The sequence below is a fragment of the Pseudomonas sp. 22490 genome, assembly GCF_052044465.1.
GTDB classification, from domain to species: domain Bacteria; phylum Pseudomonadota; class Gammaproteobacteria; order Pseudomonadales; family Pseudomonadaceae; genus Pseudomonas; species Pseudomonas aeruginosa.
In genome coordinates this window covers 16,707-32,179 of record NZ_JBQENS010000024.1, presented here as the reverse complement: position 1 = coordinate 32,179, position 15,473 = coordinate 16,707, and the positions used below count along the sequence as shown (strand labels likewise).

The window sequence follows — 15,473 nt, the reverse complement described above, 5'->3', positions numbered from 1 at the left end:
TCTTTAACAGATGAGACCTGCTCATGACCCTGAAGACCATCGAAGGTACCTTCATTGCCCCCAAAGGCCGCTACGCCCTGGTGGTCGGCCGCTTCAACAGCTTCGTCGTGGAAAGCCTGGTCAGCGGCGCCGTCGACGCCCTGGTCCGCCACGGCGTGGCTGAAAGCGAGATCACCATCATCCGCGCCCCGGGTGCCTTCGAGATCCCGCTGGTGACCCAGAAGGTCGCCCAGCAAGGCGGCTTCGACGCCATCATCGCCCTCGGCGCGGTGATCCGTGGCGGCACCCCGCACTTCGAATACGTGGCTGGCGAGTGCACCAAGGGCCTGGCCCAGGTGTCCCTGCAGTTCGGCATCCCGGTCGCCTTCGGCGTCCTCACCGTCGACTCCATCGAGCAGGCCATCGAGCGCTCCGGCACCAAGGCCGGCAACAAGGGCGCCGAAGCCGCGTTGTCGGCCCTGGAAATGGTCAGCCTGCTGGCGCAGTTGGAGGCCAAGTGAGCAATCAAGACAGCGGCAACCCGGCAGCCAAGCCGCCGAAAGGCAAGACCGCCGCTCGCCGCAAGGCCCGCAGCCTGGCCGTCCAGGCCCTGTACTCCTGGCAGATCGCCGGCCAGCCCCTGCACGAGATCGAGGCGCAGTTCCGCGCCGACAACGACTTCTCCGAGGTCGACGGCGCCTACTTCCACGAGATCCTGCACGGCGTGCCGCGACAGAAGAGCGAGCTGGACTCCACCTTCGAGCCCTGCCTGGACCGCCCGCTGGCCGAGATCGACCCGGTCGAGCTGGCCATCCTGCGGCTGTCCACCTACGAGCTGCGCAACCGCATCGACGTGCCCTACAAGGTAGTGATCAACGAGGGCATCGAGCTGGCCAAGACCTTCGGCGCCACCGACGGCCACAAGTTCGTCAACGGCGTGCTCGACAAGCTGGCGCCGCGCCTGCGCGCCGCCGAGCTGCGCGGCGGCAAGCGCTGATCCCGCGCCGGCGGCGTCATGGGTGAGTTCGAGCTGATCCGCCGCTTCTTCGCCGCGGCCGCCTGCGCGGCGCCGGCGGCGGACGTGGCCCTCGGCATCGGCGACGACTGCGCCCTGCTGGCGCCGCCAGCCGGCGAACAACTGGCGGTCTCCACCGATACCCTGGTGGAAGGCGTGCATTTTCCCGCCGGTTGCGACCCTTTCCTTCTTGCCCAGCGCGCCCTGGCGGTCTCCGCCAGCGACCTGGCGGCGATGGGCGCCGCGCCCCTGGCCTTCACCCTGGCCCTGACCTTGCCGCAGGCCGACGCCGAGTGGTTGCAGGGCTTCGCCCGCGGCCTCGACGCCATGGCCCGGCAGTGTGGCCTGGCCCTGGTCGGCGGCGACACCACGCGCGGCCCGCTGAGCATGACCCTGACCGTATTCGGCAGGGTGCCGGCCGGCCAGGCGCTGACCCGCGCCGGTGCGCGCCCGGGCGATCTGCTCTGCGTCGGGGGCCCGCTCGGCGAGGCTGGAGCGGCGCTGGAACTGGTGCTGGAGCGAAGATCGGCGCCCGCCGAGGTGGCCGAACCGCTGCTGGCGCGCTACTGGACGCCGGCCCCGCAATTCGGTCTGGGCCTCGCCCTGCGCGGCAAGGCCAGCGCCGCCCTGGACATCTCCGACGGGCTGCTCGCCGACTGCGGGCATATCGCCCGCGCTTCCGGCGTTGCCCTGTTGGTCGAATGCCAGCGCTTGCAGGCAAGCGCCGCGTTGAGCGGCCTGCTCGCCGGCGAGGAAGCCTTGCGCCAGCAACTGGCCGCCGGCGACGACTACGTGCTGGTTTTCACCCTGCCGCCTGAGTACCTTGGCGAGATTCGCGCCGCGTGGCCGGCCATGGCCGTCATCGGCCGGGTCGAGGCGGGACAGGGGGTGCACCTGCTCGACGCCGACGGAAAGGAACTCATACCGGCCGCGGCCGGTTACCAACATTTCGGAACCCAACGTGACTGAGCATCCTGATCAGGCGCCGGCGCAGCCGGTGCCGCCGTCGGTCTGGCGCAATCCCTGGCATTTCCTCGCCTTCGGCTTCGGCTCCGGCACCCTGCCCAAGGCGCCGGGCACCTGGGGGTCGCTGGTGGCCATCCCGTTCATCCCGCTGTGGCAGATGCTGCCGGACTGGGGCTACTGGCTGATGCTGGGAGTGACCATGCTGTTCGGCTTCTGGCTGTGCGGCAAGGTCGCCGACGACCTGCGCGTGCACGACCACGAAGGCATCGTCTGGGACGAGATGGTCGGCATGTGGATAACCCTCTGGCTGGTGCCGGAGGGCTGGTGGTGGCTGCTGATCGGCTTCGTCGTGTTCCGCATCGTGGATATTCTCAAGCCCTGGCCGATCAGTTGGGTGGACCGCAACGTGCACGGCGGCGTCGGGATCATGCTCGACGACGTCCTGGCCGGGGTATTCGCCTGGCTGGTCATGCAGGGTCTAGTCTGGGGATGGGTACACTGGCTGGTCTGAGGCCTCCCATGCGTCTGCTCGTCCTGTTCTGCTGCCTGTGGCTGCTGCCCGGCGTCGCTTCCGCCGCCCCCTCCGTGGGCGAGATCCGCGTGGTCAGCGAAACCTGGACGCGCTACACCCAGGAGGACGGTCGCGGGGTGGCCTGGGACCTGTTGCGGGCCGTCTACGAGCCGGCCGGGGTACGCCTGCGGATCGCCAACGAGCCCTATACCCGGGCGGTCGGCCTGGTCCTGCGCGGCGAGGCCGACGCCTGGGTCGGCGCCTACCGCGGGGAAATCGACGAAGCGCTTTATCCTCGCTGGCCCTATGACGTCGATCCGATCGCCGTGCTTTCCCTGAAAGACAATCCGCCGCCGCCACTGGAGGGCCTGAGCCGGTTCCGCCTGTCATGGATGCGTGGCTACGCCTTCGCCCGCTATTTCCCTACCCTGACCCCGCACAGCGAGTTGCAGCGCCGCACCTCGGCGCTGCCGATGCTGCTCAACCACCGGGTCGACTATTTCATCGATTCGCGTCCGGAACTCGAGGAAATGCTCGCAGGGGCCGGAGCGCTGGCGGCTGAGTACCGCATCACCGACGTCACTCGGTTGCCGCTGTATCTTGGCTTCTCCGATTCCCCCAGGGGCCGTGAGCTGCTGGCGCTGTTCGACCGGCGCATGCGGCAGTTGCATGCCAGCGGCGAGCTGGAGCGGATCTTCGCCCGCTGGAACTGGCCCTATGCGCCGTTGAAGGCAATCCTGCCACCCAAGGAGTGATCATGCTGCGGCTGTGCGTCGCCCTGTTTTCCAGCGTTCTCGCGTTGTCCTCGCTGGCCGCGCCCCAGGTGTTCGTGGTCGGCCTGTTCCCCGGCGCGGCGGTACTCAACGTCGATGGCCAGCGCAAGCTGGTCAGGGTCGGCCAGACCGGCCCGCAGGGCGTCCAGGTGGTCAGCGCCGACAGCCGCAAGGCGGTGCTGCGGATCGACGGCGTCGAGCGCACCTACGAACTGAGCCGCGAATACAACGAGGCGGGCTATTCGGCGCCGCAGCGGCAAAGCTTCAGCATCGCCCGCGGTACGGGCGGGCACTATTGGGTGGCTGGCTCGGTGAACGGGCAGAACATGCAGTTCCTGGTGGATACCGGCGCCACCAGCATCGCCATGAACGAGAACGAGGCGCGCCGCCTGGGTATCGATTACCGGGTGGACGGCAAGCCGATGGTCGCCTCCACTGCCAGCGGAACCTCGCGCGGCTGGCGGGTGACCCTGGACCGGGTGAAGATCGGCGGTATCGAGTTGCTGGGTGTCGAGGCGGCGGTGATCGAGGGTGGCTATCCGACCGAAGCCCTGCTCGGCATGAGTTTCCTCAACCGGGTGCGTTGGCGCGAGGAACAGGGAATGCTGCTTATCGAGGCCAAGCATTGAATGTCGCTCGCTCATAACCCGGGGTTCTATTCATCGTCCATCTCGATAGGTATTTGCGGCATTTCGAGCTGACCGGGCGCCGGACGCTGCTGGTACAATGGCGGACTTCCGTTTCCCTAGGAGTTCCCCGGTGTCCGTCGTGTTCGTCGCCGCCTCCAAACTGCCGACTCCCTTCGGCGAATTCACCATGCATGGTTTCCTCGACGAGGAGAGCGGCAAGGAACATGTAGCCCTGAGCATGGGCGACATCGCCGATGGCGCGCCGGTGCTTGGTCGCCTGCATTCCGAATGCCTGACCGGCGACGCGCTGTTCAGCCTGCGCTGCGATTGCGGTTTCCAGCTGGAAGGCGCGCTTGCCGCCATCGCCGAGGAGGGCCGCGGCGTGCTCCTCTACCTGCGCCAGGAAGGTCGCGGCATCGGCCTGCTGAACAAGATCCGTGCCTATGAATTGCAGGATGGCGGTGCCGACACCGTCGAGGCGAACCTGCAACTGGGTTTTGGCGCCGACCAGCGCGACTACGCCATGTGCCAGCCGATGCTCGCGCACCTGGGCGTCTCCTCCCTGCGCCTGATGACCAACAATCCGCGCAAGGTCAAGGCGCTGGAAAGCTACGCCATCACCGTGGCGGAGCGCGTGCCGCTGCAAAAGGGCCTGAACAAGCACAACAGGCGCTACCTGGCGACCAAGGCCGGCAAGCTCGGGCACATGCTCGGCAGCCTGCACCAGGGCGAGGCGGAAACCACGTGAGTCGCCAGCAAGCCCGCGGCGCGCTGGGACGTGCCTGGTGGTTGCAACTGGCGTTGGCGCTGTTGCCGCTGATCCTGGTCGAGTTCTTCCTCGGCGAACTGCAACCCCTTCCCCATGGCCTGGCGATGCCGCTGTTCATCGCCGCGCTGCTGTCGATGTTCGTCAACCTGCCGCTGTTCGGTGCCTACAAGCGTGGTCTCATCGCCACCCAGAAAGCGCTGGATACGGCGGAGGAAGCCGCCGCCTGGACCCGTCTGGCGCAGGTGCGCCGCAAGGCCCTGTTCGGCGCCAGCCTGCCGGCCTGGATCGGCGTGCCGGGTGTGTTCGCCGGGCTCAACGGCGTTGCGCTGATCCTGCTCGGGGTCACCAGCCTGGTGCTGTTCTGGCTCTACCGTATTCCGCGTCAACTCGGTTGATGCGCTCGTTCTGGCTGCTCGCCTGCCTGCTCCTCAGCCTTTCCGCCGGGGCGGCGCAGCGGGTGGTCAGCCTGGCGCCTTCGCTGACCGACAGCGTCCTCGAACTCGGCGCAGCGCGCCGCCTGGTCGGCGTGCTGGATGGCGGCGAGCGTCCGGCGGCGATTGGCGACCTGCCTTCCGTCGGCCGCTACGGCCAGGTCAATCTCGAACGCCTGCTGGAACTGCAGCCCGACTTGATCCTGGTCTGGCCCGGCAGCGTGCCCGAGGCGCAGTTGCAGCGCCTGCGGGACTTCGGCATCGCCCTCTTCATCGCCGAACCGCACAGCCTCGACGAACTGGCCCTGCAACTGGCTGCGCTGGGCGAGGCATTGGGCGAGGCCGAGGCCGGCCAGCGGTTGTCGGCCAGGTTCCGCGAAGGCATGCGGCGCCTGGCCGAGCGCTACCGGCGGGACAAGCCGCTGAAGGTGTTCTACCAGGTCTGGGACCGGCCGCTGTACACCATTGGCGGACGCCAGGTGATCAGCGATGCGCTGCGCGTCTGCGGCGCCGAGAACCTGTTCGGCGACCTGCCGCAGCCGGCGCCGCAGGTCAGCGTCGAGGCGGTTCTGGCGCGGGATCCGGCGGTCATCGTCGCCGGCAGTCACGCCCAGCTCGAACTCTGGCGGCAATGGCCGGCGCTGGCGGCGACGCGGCGCGGACAGCTGTACCGGATCGAAGACAAGAACCTCGAGCGGCCGAGCTTCGCCATGCTGGCGGCGACCGAGAAACTCTGCCGCTCGCTCGCCGGGGCGCGCTGAATGCTTGCCGGTATCGCGCGCTGTATCGGCGGATAACGCCGGCGGCGTTGTTCGCCCTACGGCAATTGGGGGGTAGGGCGAATAACCGCAACGCGGTTATCGCTGCCAGTCGGCGGGGTATGTCGGTATGGTGGTGTATCGGCGGATAACGCCGGTGGCGTTATTCGCCCTACGGCAATTGGGGGGTAGGGCGAATAACCGCAACGCGGTTATCCGCCGTTGTCGCTGGGTTTGGCGCTACTGCCGGTCGAGACGCTGGCGTACTGCCTTTTCGATGCCCGCGGCATCCAGGCCGCATTCGGCGAGCATCTCGCTGGGCTTGGCGTGTTCGACGTAGTAGTCGGGCAGGCCCAGTTGCAGCAGCGGGACTTCGAGGCCCTCGCTGGCGAGGAACTCGCCGACCGCCGAGCCGGCGCCGCCCATCACGGCGTTTTCCTCGATGGTCACCAGCAGTTCGTGGCTGCCCGCCAATTCGCGTACCAGGGCTTCGTCGAGGGGTTTGACGAAACGCATGTCGACGACCGTGGCGTCGAGGCTTTCGGCGACCTTCATCGCCTCCGCCAACTGCACGCCGAAGACCAGCAGTGCGACCCTGCCGCCGCGCCGACGGACCACGCCCTTGCCGATCTCCACCGGTTGCAGGTCCGGATCGATCGGATGGTTGGGGCCGCTGCCGCGCGGATAGCGCACCGCGGCCGGGCCATCGAACAGGTAGCCGGTGGTGAGCAGCTTGCGCAGCTCGTCCTCGTCGCTGGGGGTCATCACCAGCATGCCGGGGATGCAGCGCAGGTAGGAGATGTCGAAGCTACCGGCGTGGGTCGGGCCGTCCTCGCCGACCAGGCCGGCGCGGTCGATGGCGAACAGCACGTCGAGGTGCTGCACGGCGACGTCATGGATCAACTGGTCGTAGGCGCGCTGGAGGAAGGTCGAGTAGATCGCTACCACCGGCTTCATGCCCTCGCAGGCCATGCCGGCGGCCAGGGTCACGGCATGCTGTTCGGCGATGGCGACGTCGAAGTAGCGTTCCGGATAACGTTCGCTGAAGGCCACCAGGTCGGAACCTTCCTTCATCGCCGGGGTGATGCCGAGCAGGCGCGCGTCCTGGGCGGCCATGTCGCACAGCCACTGGCCGAAGACGCTGGAATACTTGGGTCCGCCGGTCTTCTTCGGCGCACTGCCGGGAGCTTCCAGCTTGGTGATCGCGTGGTAGCCGATCGGATCCAGTTCGGCCGGGGCGAAGCCCTTGCCTTTCTTGGTCACCACATGGAGGAACTGCGGGCCCTTCATGTCGCGCATGTTGCGCAGGGTAGCCACCAGGGTCGGCAGGTCGTGGCCGTCGATCGGGCCGATGTAATTCCAGCCGAGCTCCTCGAACAGGGTGCCGGGGACCAGCATGCCCTTGGCGTATTCCTCGGTGCGCCGGGCGATCTCCCAGGCCCCGGGCAGGCGCGAGAGCACCTTCTTGCTGCCCTCGCGCATGCTGCTATAGGTGCGGCTGGAGAGGATCTTCGCCAGGTAGTTGGAGAGCCCGCCGACGTTGTGCGAGATCGACATGTCGTTGTCGTTGAGGATCACCAGCATGTCGGCGTCGACTTCCGAGGCGTGGTTGAGTGCCTCGAAGGCCATGCCGGCGGTCAGCGCACCGTCGCCGATCACGGCCACCGACTTACGCTCCTTGCCTTGCAGGCGGGCGGCGATGGCCATGCCCAGGGCGGCGCTGATGGAGGTGCTGGAGTGGCCGACGCCGAAGGTGTCGTACTCGCTCTCTGCGCGGCGCGGGAAGGCCGCCAGGCCGTTCTTCTGGCGCAGGGTGCCCATCAGCTCGCGGCGCTCGGTGAGGATCTTGTGCGGATAGGCCTGGTGGCCGACGTCCCAGACCAGGCGGTCGTCCGGAGTGTCGAAGACGTAGTGCAGGGCAATGGTCAGCTCGACCACGCCGAGGCCGGCGCCGAAATGACCGCCGGTCTGGCCGACGGTATACAGCAGGTACTGGCGCAGCTCGTCGGCCAGGGTTTCCAGGTCCGCCTCGCCCAGCCGGCGCAGTTCGGCCGGCGAAGAGGCGCGGTCGAGCAGGGGCGTGGCGGGGCGCTCGCGGGGAATCTCATGGAGCGTCTTGGGCATCAGGCTGTCGTTATGCAATCCGGAGAGGCCAGCAGTTTACCTGATGCACCGGCCGCGCCCAAGCAAGGGAGCCCCTACCTTTGCCGGGGACTTCCGACGACCCGTCGGTCAGTTGCGTCGCTCGACGATGTAGCGGGCCAGTTGGCGCAGCGGGTCGGCGCTCGGCGGAAAACCGTCGAGGGCGGCCAGGGCCAGGTCGCGCAGCTCCAGGGCATAGCCTTTGGCGGCCTCCAGGCCGAGCAGGGCGGGATAGGTCGGCTTGTTGTGCGCCTGGTCCTTGCCCTGGGTCTTGCCGAGGGTGGCGGTGTCGCTTTCCACGTCGAGGATGTCGTCCTGCACCTGGAAGGCCAGGCCGATCGCTTCGGCGTAGCGCTCCAGGGCGGCCAGCGAGGCGGGCTCGGCGCGACCGCTGGCGAGGGCGCCGAGGCGCACGCTGGCTTCGATCAGCGCGCCGGTCTTGTGCCGGTGCATGACTTCCAGGGCCGCCTGGTCGAGGGCCACGCCGACCGAGCCGAGGTCGATCGCCTGGCCGCCGACCATGCCGGCGGAGCCTGCGGCGCGCGCCAGGCGGGTGAGCATTTCCAGACAGACGGCATGTTCCTGCGGATTGCGCCGGGTGTCGGCGAGCACTTCGAAGGCCAGCGCCTGCAAGCCGTCGGCGGCGAGGATCGCGGTGGCTTCGTCGAAGGCCCGGTGGGTGGTCGGCTGGCCACGGCGCAGGTCGTCGTCGTCCATCGCCGGCAGGTCGTCGTGGACCAGCGAGTAGGCATGGATCAGCTCCACCGCGCAGGCCGCGGCGTCGGCGCGCTGCGGCGCTCCGCCGAGGGCCTCGCAGGCGGCGTAGGCGAGCAGCGGGCGAACCCGCTTGCCACCGTTCATCACGCTGTAGCGCATGGCCTCGTAGAGGCGTTGCAGTTCTTCGCGGGGAGCGACGAACAGGGCGTCCAGGGCGGCATCGACGCGCGCCTGGCAGCGCGCCTGGTAGGCCGCGATCATGCCTCGTCGCCTTCCGCATCGAACGGCGCTTCGCTGAGCTCGCCGTCGCGTTCGAGGAGGATCTGTACCTTCTGTTCGGCCTGGCTCAGCGACGTCTGGCATTCGCGGGTCAGGCGGATGCCCTGCTCGAAGGCGCCCAGCGACTCTTCCAGCGACAGCTCGCCGCTTTCCAGGCGTTCCACCAGGGTTTGCAGCTCGGTGAGGGACTGTTCGAAATCGAGGGTTTTCTTGCGGGCCATCGGGGGAGTCTCGGCGAGGTGTACAAAACCCCGCGACACTAGCAGAGGGGCGGGGGCCGGGCAAATCGGCGGAAGGTCGCTACGACCGATCGGGACGACCATGGCGGCGGCCTTGGCTAAGGTGGAGAGAGGTCCAGCGAGGAGGAGCCGACAGGCGATGCGCATCCAGGAGGTCCGGGAACGCAGTATTCCCCTTTCCCGTTACGCCGGCGTGGCGGCTGCCACCGGTGGTTTGAGCACCAGCCTGGTGGCGGTGCTCACCGATATCGTGCGCGACGGTCGGCGTGTGGTCGGCTACGGCCACGCCTCGGTAGGGCGCTACGCCCAGGGCGGGCTGATCCGCGAGCGTTTCGCCCCGCGCCTGCTGGGGGCTCCGGCGGACAGCCTGGCGAGCGACGACGGCAGTGGCATCGATCCGTTGCGAGCCTGGGACCTGATGATGCGCGACGAGAAGCCCGGCGGCCACGGCGAACGCTGCGTCGCGGTGGGCGCCCTGGACATGGCGCTGTGGGATGCCGCGGCCAAGGCCGCCGGCCTGCCGCTGCATCGCTTCCTGGCGCGACGCCTGGGGCTGGCGGAAGACTATCCGCAGCGCGTACCGGTCTACGCCGGCGGCGGCTACCCCTATCCGCACGACGACCTGGGACGCCTGGAAGAGGAACTGCGGCGCTTCGTCGATCTCGGCTACACCCACGCCAAGATCAAGATCGGCGCGGCCGGGCTGGACCAGGACCGGCGCCGTATCGACAGGGCGCTGCGGGTTCTCGGCGACGCTTCGCGGCTGGCGGTCGACGCGATGAATCGCTACGACGCGGAGGGCGCGGTCGACGCAGCGAAAGCCCTGGCGCCGCTGGGGTTGTGGTGGTTCGAGGACATCTGCGACCCCCACGATTTCCCTACCCAGGCCGAAGTGGCGGATATCTATCCGGGGCCCATCGGTGCCGGCGAGGCCTTGTTCTCCCTGGCCGAGGCTCGCTTGCTGGATCTCTATGGCGGCTTGCGGCGGGAGCGCGACGTGCTGGTGTTCGACCCCGTGCATTGCTATGGCCTGCCGGGCTACCTGGCGATACTCGACCACCTGTGCGCCCGGGGTTGGCCGCGCGCGGCCTTCCGCCCGCACGCCGGCTACCTGTTCAGCCTGCACTTGGTGGCGGCCCTGCGCCTGGGTTGGGCCGAGGCTACGCCGTCGGCTTTCCGGCCATTCGACGATTTCGCCGGTGCCCTGCCGTTTTCCTCGGGATTGGCGGGATTGCCACAATCGCCTGGTATAGGCTTCGAGCGCCAGGCGACACTTGCCGGGCTGTTCCGCAAGCTTCTGGAGGCCTAGAGAACGGTGATTGGCTGGGGTTGTGCGGAGGCATTAAAAAAGCCGGCTTGTGGCCGGCTTTTCTGGGGTGGGGTTGGCTTACTTCTGATAAGCCGCGCCTGCCTTAGGAATTCTGCATCGACGAGCCGAGGGCTCGTGAAGGAAGCGCTACTCTAGCAAACTCGGCCAGTCCTGCCCAGCATCCCGCGGGGCTCTATTTCGCCGGCTGCGAGCGGCGCCTGGCGAGAGCGCTCAGCACTTGGGCGACGAGGGCTTGGCCGGCTTGCTTTGCTTCACCGGCGATGCCTTGGGTGGCTGGGGCGCGGGAGCGGTATCCGGACTCAGACCCTCCACGCGGTAGCGCCAACCCTTGACGGCTGAGACCTGCCCGTCGGCGAAGCCCTTGCTGTCGGTCAGTTGCAACCAGTACTGGCGCTCCAGTTCCAGAAGCTGGCCCTGCAGCGTGCCGCCGGCGAAACTCTTGAGCGTGAAGGTCAGCAGCGGTTTTTGCCGCGAGGCCTTGGCCGGCGCGACCTCCAGCAGCCTGAGCGCAGCGAACAGGCGTGCGGCCTGCTCGGCTTCCGCCTCGCCCATCAACTGTGGCCTGGATGGGAACTGTCGCAGGCGGATGCCATCGTCCTTTTCACTGGCTCGGGAAATGTTCAGCCGTACGCCGTTGCCATAGGACAGGGTCAGTTCGCGCAACTGTTCGAATGGCAGGTCGGTCAACCGAGGGTCGAGCAGGGCCAGGTCGTTGACCGGCAGGCCGACCGTTCGGTCGATCAGCCAGGCCCCCTCATCGTCGGCCTGCCTGACCAACTGCCCGCCCTGCGAGGTGCGCTTGCCCAGCAACAGGACCAGCGGCGGCGCGTCGCCGCGCTCCAGGGTGATCCGGCTGGCCTGGCCCTTGCCCTGGTCGGAGAGTCCCATGCGTTCGCGGTTTTCCGGCGAGGCGCTCTTTTCCTCCAGCAGGCGCGCGTCGGCCAGGCTGCGCAACAGCTGCCGGATGGTTTCCCCCGAGGCGGGATAGCCGTCCTTGCTGGCGAGCATCCAGTCCTTGCCATCGCGCCTGGCGCGGATCGTCGGTTGGCCGGGGGTGGCGATGCACAGCGCGGTCACCTGGTGCGGTTTCAGCCCTGGCAGCCAGGCGCGGCTCGCAGGCGGTTGCGCGGGCGGTTGCTGCCGTTCGTGGAGCCAGCCCAAGATTCCGGCGAACAGCGCCAGGGCGAGAGCGAGTCCCGCTACGTTACGCAGGCGCATGTCAGCCCCTCCTCCGGCGCATGCTGCGCCAACTCCAATGCAGCAGGAGGAACAGGGTGAGCAGTGCCGGCAGCAGGACCGTATTGGCCAGTTTCACCTGTTCCCCCAGGCGCTCGACATCGGCATTCAGCTGGAACTGCAATTGACGCAGTTGCTGGCGGATGCGCAATTTGTCATCGATGAAGCGGCGCAGCGTCGCTTCCATTTCCGGAGTCACCTCCTGGTCGCCGGCGTCCATCGATTGCTGCAAGGTGCGCAGGTTCCTGTCGGTGTCGTTGAGGCTTTGCTGCAGCGCGTTGAGCTGTTCCTGGGCGCGCAGCCCGGCCTCGCGGCGGAGCGCTTCCACGCGGGTGAACGGGCGCTTCGTATGGCCTCGCGAGCGTAGGTCGATCAGCGCGTCCGAACCGGAGAGGTAGTCGAGGGCATTGCCGACGAACAGGTCGTTGTCCGCCCATACCTGCGGCTCGTTGTGGCCGGGCTGTTCCTGGAGCCAGAGCGGATTGCTCAGCAGGTCCGTATCGGCGACCAACAGCACATGGATGTTCGCGCTGTCGCTCAGGCCTTCGCCTTGCTTCCCGCGGTCCGCAGGGAAGGCACTCGTCGCCGGCCCCTCGACCTTGGCGGCCAGCACGTAGCGTTCCCCGGTCGGGACCAGGGTGGCGTTGAGCTGCTCCGTCGAGGATTGGCGGAAGCGTTCCAGCGACAGCGGCATGCTGTGCGCCGAGCTGTGCAGCAACGGAATGAAGCGCGTCGAGGCTCCGCCGAGAGGTTCGAGCAGGCCGACGCTGGCGAGGTTGAGGCTTTCCAGGCCGGTGGTCAGCACGTTGTCGTGGGGGAACGTGTCGCCGGGGAGGTGTAGCCAGGTCGGATTGCGCTCCGGGCGACGTTCGGCGTTGGGCTTGATCATGGCGAACGAGGCATCCGCCAGCAGGGTATCCGGCCGCAACTGGACGCCCCAGGAGCGCAGCAACGGGGCCAGGTCGGAGCTTTTCCCGCCGTCTGCATCGGCGAGACTCAGAGGGTCGACGAAGGCCAGCAGCTTGCCGCTGCGCAGGACAAACTGGTCGATGGCGTATTGGGTCTGTTCGGACAATTGCCTGGGGTGCACCAGCATCAACACCGAGACGTCGGCGGGGATTTCCGTCGAAGCGAGCCCCAGGGTGCGGATGTCGAACTGTTGGTAGAGCTTGTCCATCATCGCCCAGGGCCTGCTGCCCGGCTGCCCGTCGGTGGGCGCCTGCCCGGTCATCGGCAGCGAGCTCATCAGGCCGACTACCGTGCGTTCCCGCTGTGCGAGTGCCTGGACCAGGCGGCTGAGATCGTATTCCAGAAGCGGCTCTTCTTCCGGCGAGAAGAACGGGATCACCTGGAGGCCGTCGGTCGGGTTGGTGGCCGCCAGGCCAAAGTAGATGGCTTCGCCATTCGGGCCGATGGGCGGCGCCTGCAGGCCGAAGCGCGCGGCACGGTCCTCGTCGTCGGAGAATGGCAGGGGATCGATCACGAACAATCGGACATTGCCATGGCTCCGCCGTGCATAGAGGTCCAGCACTTCCTCGACGCGGCGGGCGTAGTTGCGCAGGGCGGGCAGGTCACTGGCGCGGCTTTTCGAAAAGAACAGGTAGAGGTTGAGCGGTTCGTCGAGACTGTCGAGGACTTCCTGGGTGCCGGCGCTGAAGGTGTAGAGCTTCTGCTGGGTGAGGTCGAACTGCTGGTCGCGCAGCAGCAGGCTGGACAGCAGGTTGAAAGCGAGGAACAGCAGGCCGACCAGCAGCAGGCCGACGCCCGAGTACAGGGTTCGTTTCATGGATGTTTCCTACGCTGCCTTTTTCAGGTCGATGACGATGGTGGTGGCGACCAGCCAGGCGACGATCAGGCTGCAGAAGTAGGCCAGGTCGCGGACGTCGAGCACGCCCCGGCCGAGCGCCTCGAAACGGACCAGCACGCTCAGCGAGGCAATGCCGTCCAGCAGCCATTGCGGAAGCCAGCCGGAGAGCGCCTGTTGTACGTGGGGAGTGCCGGCGCCGACGAATAGCAGGCAGACGAGAACGGTCAGGGCAAAGGCGATGATCTGGTTCTTCGCCAGCGCCGACATGCAGGATCCGATGGCCAGGTAGCCGCCGGACAGCAGCCAGCCGGCCAGGTAGCCGGCGATGATCGCGCCGTTGTCGGGCGAGCCGAGGTAGTTCACCGTCAGCGGCATCGGGAAGGTCAGCAGCAACGCCAGCCCGGCGCAGAACCAGGCCGCGAGGAACTTGCCGGTGACCAGGGTGGCGCGGGAGACGGGCAGGGTCATCAGCATCTCGATGGAGCCGGACTTGCGCTCCTCGGCCCACAGGCGCATGGCCAGCGCGGGGATCAGCAGGAGGTAGAGCCAGGGCAGGCTGGAAAAGAACGGCGCCAGGTCGGCCTGGCCGCGCTCGAAGAAATCGCCCAGGTAGAAGGTGGCCACGCCGGAGAGGACGAGGAATACCAGGGTGAACACATAGGCGAGCGGCGTGGCGAAGTAGCTGCCCAGCTCGCGTCTGAAAATGGTGCCGATGGCGGTCATGCGGGGGTTTCTCGGGTCAGTTGGCGGAACACTTCTTCCAGTTGGCCGTGTTCGGTACGCACCCCGGATACCCGCCAGCCGCTGCCGTGGATCAGGCGGTTGAGCGCGGGAAGGATCTGCGCGCCGGGGCGGGCCAGAATGGTCAGGGTGCCGGCCCGGTCGGGGCGTCCTTCGATACCGGCGACGCCGGGGAGCATGGCGATGGCCAGCGGGTCTACCGGTGCTTCGATGCTGAGGCTGACGGCATGGTGGTAGCGGCTGCGGGTCCTGAGTTCGCCCGGGGTGTTGTCGGCCAGCAGGCGGCCGCCGTTGATCACCAGGGCGCGGCTGCACATGAACGAGACTTCCTCGAGGATGTGCGTGGAAATCACCACGATCTTGCTTTCCGAGAGGTTCTTCACCAGTTGCCGGACCTGGTGCTTCTGATTCGGGTCGAGGCCGTCGGTGGGCTCGTCGAGCAGGAGCAGCTCGGGATCGTGGAGGATCGCCTGGGCCAGCGCGACGCGGCGCTTGAAGCCCTTGGACAGGGTTTCGATGATGCTCCTGCGCTCATCCCGCAGCTCCATGCAGTCCATGGCGCTGTCGATGCGCCGACGTTTTTCCCGTCCGCTGTAGTCGCGGATGGACGCGACGAAGGCGAGAAAGCCCTCGACCGTCATTTCTCCGTAGCTGGGAGCGTTCTCCGGCAGGTAGCCGATCAGCTTCTGTGCCTGGCGCGCCTTGTCCTGCATGTCGAAGCCGAAGATGCGTACGCTGCCGGCGCTCGGCGCGAGGAAGCCGGAAAGCATCTTCAGGGTGGTCGACTTGCCCGCTCCGTTGGGGCCGAGGAGACCGACGATCTCTCCCCGGTCGATGCGGAAGCTCAAGTCGTTTACCACCGTCCGGCCGGAAAAGCGTTTGCTCAGTCTGTCTATGTCGATCATGGTTTCACTGGAAGTTGAGCCGTTTGCTGTTATGCGTAGGGGATCGCATGAGCGCGGTAGATTACCGGGAGTTATTGGCTGGTTTTTCCAGTGGGCTCTTTTTGAGATTAGTTACTTATATTGTTGGGAAACTTCCTACGAACTCTCGTTAAAAGATGGAAGTTATCGAGACTTCCAGGGCAGCCCTGTAGCTGGCGCAGCGCCTTGGTTCCGCTGTGGGAACGCGGCCATGTCGCGCTCGCTGGT

17 protein-coding genes are annotated in these 15,473 nt (G+C 67.3%); 10 read left to right on the top strand and 7 right to left on the bottom strand.

Going from position 1 to position 15,473, the window contains the following annotated elements; all coding sequences use genetic code 11:
- Positions 1 to 23 precede the first annotated feature (23 nt).
- From ribH to ACTJJX_RS23750, 9 genes are all read left to right on the top strand, one after another.
- Positions 24 to 500 carry a 6,7-dimethyl-8-ribityllumazine synthase gene (ribH, locus tag ACTJJX_RS23790; protein ID WP_003093311.1) on the top strand — a complete coding sequence of 159 codons (477 nt, stop codon included), beginning with the start codon at positions 24 to 26 and terminating at the stop codon, positions 498 to 500.
- The gene (gene nusB / locus ACTJJX_RS23785; protein ID WP_003118236.1) at positions 497 to 976 is read left to right on the top strand and encodes a transcription antitermination factor NusB; all 480 of its coding nucleotides are present in this window, start codon (positions 497 to 499) and stop codon (positions 974 to 976) included. The genes ribH and nusB overlap by 4 nt, the downstream gene beginning before the upstream one ends.
- An 18-nt stretch (positions 977 to 994) precedes the next feature.
- Positions 995 to 1,963, top strand: coding sequence for a thiamine-phosphate kinase (gene thiL / locus ACTJJX_RS23780; protein ID WP_003113052.1), 969 nt, complete (start codon positions 995 to 997; stop codon positions 1,961 to 1,963).
- A complete protein-coding gene (locus ACTJJX_RS23775; protein WP_003093304.1) occupies positions 1,956 to 2,471 on the top strand; it encodes a phosphatidylglycerophosphatase A family protein in 516 nt (171 codons plus the stop codon). Before thiL ends, ACTJJX_RS23775 begins: the two co-directional genes overlap by 8 nt.
- A gap of 8 nt (positions 2,472 to 2,479) precedes the next feature.
- Positions 2,480 to 3,226 (top strand): substrate-binding periplasmic protein, encoded by a 747-nt coding sequence (locus tag ACTJJX_RS23770; protein ID WP_003102821.1) that lies wholly within the window; start codon positions 2,480 to 2,482, stop codon positions 3,224 to 3,226.
- A 2-nt stretch (positions 3,227 to 3,228) separates the two neighbouring features.
- Positions 3,229 to 3,873, top strand: coding sequence for a TIGR02281 family clan AA aspartic protease (locus ACTJJX_RS23765; protein ID WP_003093301.1), 645 nt, complete (start codon positions 3,229 to 3,231; stop codon positions 3,871 to 3,873).
- A gap of 130 nt (positions 3,874 to 4,003) precedes the next feature.
- Positions 4,004 to 4,621: a GTP cyclohydrolase II gene (gene ribA / locus ACTJJX_RS23760; protein ID WP_003110510.1), complete on the top strand. Its 618-nt coding sequence runs from the start codon at positions 4,004 to 4,006 to the stop codon at positions 4,619 to 4,621.
- Complete coding sequence (locus ACTJJX_RS23755) at positions 4,618 to 5,037, top strand: hypothetical protein (RefSeq protein ID WP_003102818.1); 420 nt, start codon at positions 4,618 to 4,620, stop codon at positions 5,035 to 5,037. Before ribA ends, ACTJJX_RS23755 begins: the two co-directional genes overlap by 4 nt.
- Complete coding sequence (locus tag ACTJJX_RS23750; RefSeq protein ID WP_003102817.1) at positions 5,037 to 5,834, top strand: cobalamin-binding protein; 798 nt, start codon at positions 5,037 to 5,039, stop codon at positions 5,832 to 5,834. Before ACTJJX_RS23755 ends, ACTJJX_RS23750 begins: the two co-directional genes overlap by 1 nt.
- 237 nt (positions 5,835 to 6,071) lie before the next feature.
- Here the strand turns inward: ACTJJX_RS23750 and dxs are convergent, their stop codons facing one another.
- The 3 genes from dxs to ACTJJX_RS23735 all read right to left on the bottom strand — a co-directional run bounded on the left by dxs (position 6,072) and on the right by ACTJJX_RS23735 (position 9,190).
- Positions 6,072 to 7,955 (bottom strand): 1-deoxy-D-xylulose-5-phosphate synthase, encoded by a 1,884-nt coding sequence (dxs, locus tag ACTJJX_RS23745; protein WP_003102816.1) that lies wholly within the window; start codon positions 7,953 to 7,955, stop codon positions 6,072 to 6,074.
- Positions 7,956 to 8,063: 108 nt separating this feature from the next.
- Positions 8,064 to 8,951: a polyprenyl synthetase family protein gene (locus ACTJJX_RS23740; protein ID WP_003114915.1), complete on the bottom strand. Its 888-nt coding sequence runs from the start codon at positions 8,949 to 8,951 to the stop codon at positions 8,064 to 8,066.
- Entirely contained in the window at positions 8,948 to 9,190 is a 243-nt protein-coding gene (locus tag ACTJJX_RS23735) for an exodeoxyribonuclease VII small subunit (RefSeq protein ID WP_003093283.1), read from the bottom strand. The genes ACTJJX_RS23740 and ACTJJX_RS23735 overlap by 4 nt, the downstream gene beginning before the upstream one ends.
- A gap of 157 nt (positions 9,191 to 9,347) precedes the next feature.
- Here ACTJJX_RS23735 and ACTJJX_RS23730 point away from each other — a divergent pair, with 157 nt between their 5' ends.
- Entirely contained in the window at positions 9,348 to 10,517 is a 1,170-nt protein-coding gene (locus ACTJJX_RS23730) for a mandelate racemase/muconate lactonizing enzyme family protein (protein WP_003118239.1), read from the top strand.
- Positions 10,518 to 10,748: 231 nt separating this feature from the next.
- Here ACTJJX_RS23730 and ACTJJX_RS23725 read toward each other — a convergent pair whose 3' ends face one another.
- The 4 genes from ACTJJX_RS23725 to ACTJJX_RS23710 are packed head-to-tail and all read right to left on the bottom strand — an operon-like array spanning position 10,749 to position 15,227.
- Positions 10,749 to 11,756 (bottom strand): DUF4340 domain-containing protein, encoded by a 1,008-nt coding sequence (locus tag ACTJJX_RS23725; protein ID WP_003114913.1) that lies wholly within the window; start codon positions 11,754 to 11,756, stop codon positions 10,749 to 10,751.
- A 1-nt stretch (position 11,757) separates the two neighbouring features.
- Complete coding sequence (locus ACTJJX_RS23720) at positions 11,758 to 13,560, bottom strand: GldG family protein (protein WP_003118241.1); 1,803 nt, start codon at positions 13,558 to 13,560, stop codon at positions 11,758 to 11,760.
- A 9-nt stretch (positions 13,561 to 13,569) separates the two neighbouring features.
- On the bottom strand, positions 13,570 to 14,304 hold the full coding sequence (locus tag ACTJJX_RS23715) for an ABC transporter permease (RefSeq protein ID WP_003102804.1): 735 nt from the start codon (positions 14,302 to 14,304) through the stop codon (positions 13,570 to 13,572).
- On the bottom strand, positions 14,301 to 15,227 hold the full coding sequence (locus tag ACTJJX_RS23710) for an ABC transporter ATP-binding protein (RefSeq protein ID WP_003118243.1): 927 nt from the start codon (positions 15,225 to 15,227) through the stop codon (positions 14,301 to 14,303). The genes ACTJJX_RS23715 and ACTJJX_RS23710 overlap by 4 nt, the downstream gene beginning before the upstream one ends.
- Between the last annotated feature and the right edge of the window lie 246 nt (positions 15,228 to 15,473).

Coding starts and splice junctions, on each gene's coding strand:
- ribH (WP_003093311.1), top strand. CDS start 24: ATGACCCTGAAGACCATCGAAGGTACCTTCATTGCCCCCAAAGGCCGC.
- ACTJJX_RS23710 (WP_003118243.1), bottom strand. CDS start 15,227: ATGATCGACATAGACAGACTGAGCAAACGCTTTTCCGGCCGGACGGTG.
- dxs (WP_003102816.1), bottom strand. CDS start 7,955: ATGCCCAAGACGCTCCATGAGATTCCCCGCGAGCGCCCCGCCACGCCC.
- ACTJJX_RS23730 (WP_003118239.1), top strand. CDS start 9,348: ATGCGCATCCAGGAGGTCCGGGAACGCAGTATTCCCCTTTCCCGTTAC.
- ACTJJX_RS23765 (WP_003093301.1), top strand. CDS start 3,229: ATGCTGCGGCTGTGCGTCGCCCTGTTTTCCAGCGTTCTCGCGTTGTCC.
- ACTJJX_RS23735 (WP_003093283.1), bottom strand. CDS start 9,190: ATGGCCCGCAAGAAAACCCTCGATTTCGAACAGTCCCTCACCGAGCTG.
- ACTJJX_RS23770 (WP_003102821.1), top strand. CDS start 2,480: ATGCGTCTGCTCGTCCTGTTCTGCTGCCTGTGGCTGCTGCCCGGCGTC.
- ACTJJX_RS23740 (WP_003114915.1), bottom strand. CDS start 8,951: ATGATCGCGGCCTACCAGGCGCGCTGCCAGGCGCGCGTCGATGCCGCC.
- ACTJJX_RS23750 (WP_003102817.1), top strand. CDS start 5,037: ATGCGCTCGTTCTGGCTGCTCGCCTGCCTGCTCCTCAGCCTTTCCGCC.
- ACTJJX_RS23715 (WP_003102804.1), bottom strand. CDS start 14,304: ATGACCGCCATCGGCACCATTTTCAGACGCGAGCTGGGCAGCTACTTC.
- ACTJJX_RS23720 (WP_003118241.1), bottom strand. CDS start 13,560: ATGAAACGAACCCTGTACTCGGGCGTCGGCCTGCTGCTGGTCGGCCTG.
- thiL (WP_003113052.1), top strand. CDS start 995: ATGGGTGAGTTCGAGCTGATCCGCCGCTTCTTCGCCGCGGCCGCCTGC.
- ACTJJX_RS23725 (WP_003114913.1), bottom strand. CDS start 11,756: ATGCGCCTGCGTAACGTAGCGGGACTCGCTCTCGCCCTGGCGCTGTTC.